The sequence below is a fragment of the Shimia sp. genome (assembly GCF_041624275.1).
GTDB lineage: Bacteria > Pseudomonadota > Alphaproteobacteria > Rhodobacterales > Rhodobacteraceae > Shimia.
Genome location: NZ_JBFJVE010000262.1, coordinates 1 through 3,124, shown reverse-complemented (window position 1 = coordinate 3,124; position 3,124 = coordinate 1). Strand labels below are relative to the sequence as shown.

Sequence of the window (3,124 nt, the reverse complement as noted above, 5' to 3'; positions counted from 1 at the left end):
GACATGATCTGAACCCAATGAATCCCAACCCAATGACGCAAAACGGCCCGGTCCCTGAAATGGGCCGGGCCGTTTTTCGTTTGCGCAACCGGGCCGGGAAGCTTTGGCTTGGGGGGCTTCCGATCGGAAGAGGTGCTTCCCCTTGGTGGTGCAAACCGGCAGGTCGGGACGGGCCTGCCATTTCGTGTTGAGCGGACCGTGAGCGGGGGTTTGTGATCCGTCAATGTCGACTATGCGCGGCAAATGTGGCGAAACATGCGCAAAATCAGACAGAAATATGGCGTTTTCCCGCTAAGGTGGAAATTGTCTGTGTCGTTTCGGGAAACGACACCGGCCGGCCCTTTCCGGCGGCCAGCCGAATGCAGAACGGGCGCCGGTTGAATCGCAACCGGCGCCCGTGTTTTTACCCCTGTATACGTATCTCGGCGGGCTTAGCCCTTTTTCAGAACTTCGCGGCCGAGGGTCTCGGCGATCTGCACCGCGTTGAGGGCGGCACCCTTGCGCAGGTTGTCGCTGACGCACCACAGGTTGAGGCCGTTCTCGATGGTCGAATCCTGACGGATGCGGCTGATGAAGGTGGCGTAGTCGCCGACGCATTCCTTGGGCGTCACGTAGCCGCCATCTTCGCGCTTGTCGATCACCATGACGCCCGGCGCCTCGCGCAGGATGTCGCGAGCCTCGTCTTCGTCGAGGAAGTCTTCGAACTCGATGTTCACCGCTTCGGAGTGGCCGACGAAGACCGGCACCCGCACGCAGGTCGCGGTGACCTTGATCGACGGGTCGACGATCTTCTTGGTCTCGACGACCATCTTCCACTCTTCCTTGGTCGAACCGTCTTCCATGAAGACGTCGATATGCGGAATGACGTTGAAGGCGATGTCCTTGGTATAGACCTTGCGCTGGTAATCGTCGGTGGGGTTGTAGACCGATTTGGTCTGATCCCACAGCTCGTCGATCGCCTCTTTGCCCGAGCCGGAGACCGACTGATAGGTCGACACCACGACGCGTTTGATCTTGGCGCGGTCATGCAGCGGTTTCAGCGCCACAACCATCTGCGCGGTCGAGCAGTTGGGGTTGGCGATGATGTTCTTCTTGGCATAGCCGTGGATCGCCTCGGCGTTGCATTCGGGCACGATCAGCGGCACGTCGGGGTCGTAGCGGTAGAGCGACGAGTTGTCGATCACCACGCAGCCGGCGGCGGCCGAGATGGGCGCGTATTTCTTGGTGGCTTCCGAGCCCACGGCGAACAGCGCCATGTCCCATCCGGTGAAGTCGAAAGTGTCGAGATCCTGGGTCTTCAGTGTCTTTTCGCCAAAGGTGACCTCGGTGCCAAGGCTCCGGCGGCTGGCAAGGGCGGCGATTTCATCAACCGGGAACTGGCGCTCGGCCAGGATGTTCAGCATTTCGCGGCCCACGTTTCCGGTGGCGCCGACGACAACGACACGATAACCCATGTTACGTCTCCAAAGTTTCAGACGCGCTCTATTAGCGCCGAATCCCCTAGGACAAAAGGGGCCAGAGCCGGTTTTTCGTGAACTGGGGCATTTCGGGCCGCGATCAATGGTCTCAAGTGTCGTCCAGAAGCCGGCGGTAGAGCGCCACCAGCGCCTCGGCCTCGCGGTCGAGGCCGAAATCGGCGATCACCCGCGCCCGCCCGGCCTGCCCCATGGCGGCAAGATCGCGCCCCAGCATGCGCGCGATGGCCCCGGTGAGGGCGGCGGCATCGTCCTTGGGCACGATCTCGCCGCAGGCCGGGGTGGTGAAATCGGCAAAGGCGCCGACATCGGTGGCCACCACAGGCACCGCGCAGGAAAGCGCCTCGAGCGGGGTCAGGCCAAAACCCTCGAGCAGCGAGGGCGCGACGTAGAGCGCCAGCGCGTTATAGGCGCGCGGCATCTCGGTCAGCGGCAGTTCGTCCTTGAACAGGATGCGGTCCTGCAGGCCGGCCTCGGCGATGCGCGCCTTCAGCGCTTTGCCATAGTCGGCGTTGTCGGGGGTGATGCGGCCCATGATGATCGCCGAATGATCGGGGTGATCGGGCAGCAGCGCGCACATGGCCTCGACGAAATGATGGGTGCCCTTCATCGGTCGCACCCGGCCGAAACAGCCGATCAGCCTTTGACCGCCGCTGGCGAAGACATCCGAGGGTGCGGGGGCAAAGACCTCGGTGTCGACCCCATGCGGGATCAGCTCCGGGGCGCCGGGCATCACCGAGGCATTGACCGGCGTGGTGGCGACGATGGCATCCATCTTGCCGGTCATCCAGTTGGTCAGGCCGCCGCGTTGGCGCGGGCTTGACGAGGTGAAGACCAGTTTCAGCCGCATCAGCCCGAGGCCGCGCAGCAGGAGGCCCAGCAGCATCTCGTTGTTGCGCCGCGCGTGCCAGACCCGCAGGCGGCGTTTCAGGAAGGGCAGTTTCCACAGCGGCACGAAGGGCAGGCCGCCGGGCAGGGCGATGCCGGTGGCGACGATGCCGATGCGGCGCGCCTGATGTGGCACCAGCGCGATCACCGTCGCCGTCACCCCCGACAGGCGGCTGTTGAGGTTGGGGGCGATGACCTCGATGTCGGAGTGCTTCATGTGCTGCGCCTGGTCTGATCAGTCGGTTCTGTCCTGGCTGAACAGATAGATGAAAACCCCGGCCAGTGTAAGCGCGCCGAACAGCGCAAACAGGCTCTGATAGGCCAGTGTCGGCGCGGTCTCGGACAGCGCGCCGTGCAGCTTGCCCGACAGCGGCTGCATCACCCCGACCCCGCCGATGCCGAAGAGATTGAGCAGGGTGACGCCGCGCCCGGTCAGATGCGGTGGAAAGAAGCTGCGGGCATGGGCGATGATGACCGGGAAGGAGGCGCCGAAAAAGCCGACCGCCGCCATCATCGCGATCGCCGGCACCGGGCCGGTGTCGATCCAGCGGGCCAGCGCGAAACAGGCCAGCGCCACGATGGCATTGCCGATCAGCACCACCCATTTGCGGGTGCCGAAGATGCGGTCGGCGGGCCCGTAGGTCAGGGTGCCGGCGATCATCGCCAGCCCCATCACCAGTGAGGCGCTGCCGATCTGGGCGGTGCTCATGGCAAAGACATCATCGAGATAGGGGCCGATCCACAGCCCGCGGATGCCGGCG

The 3,124-nt window shown here is 64.1% G+C and carries 3 protein-coding genes; all 3 read right to left on the bottom strand.

Annotation, left to right across the window (positions count from 1 at the left end; translation table 11 throughout):
- Window positions 1-431: 431 nt before the first annotated feature.
- Window positions 432-1,454 carry an aspartate-semialdehyde dehydrogenase gene (locus tag ABZD10_RS14740; RefSeq protein ID WP_372887652.1) on the bottom strand — a complete coding sequence of 341 codons (1,023 nt, stop codon included), beginning with the start codon at window positions 1,452-1,454 and terminating at the stop codon, window positions 432-434.
- 112 nt (window positions 1,455-1,566) lie between these two features.
- Complete coding sequence (locus ABZD10_RS14735) at window positions 1,567-2,580, bottom strand: glycosyltransferase family 4 protein (protein WP_372887649.1); 1,014 nt, start codon at window positions 2,578-2,580, stop codon at window positions 1,567-1,569.
- A gap of 18 nt (window positions 2,581-2,598) precedes the next feature.
- The coding region (locus ABZD10_RS14730) for an MFS transporter (RefSeq protein WP_372887647.1) at window positions 2,599-3,124 on the bottom strand (526 nt) is incomplete at its 5' end.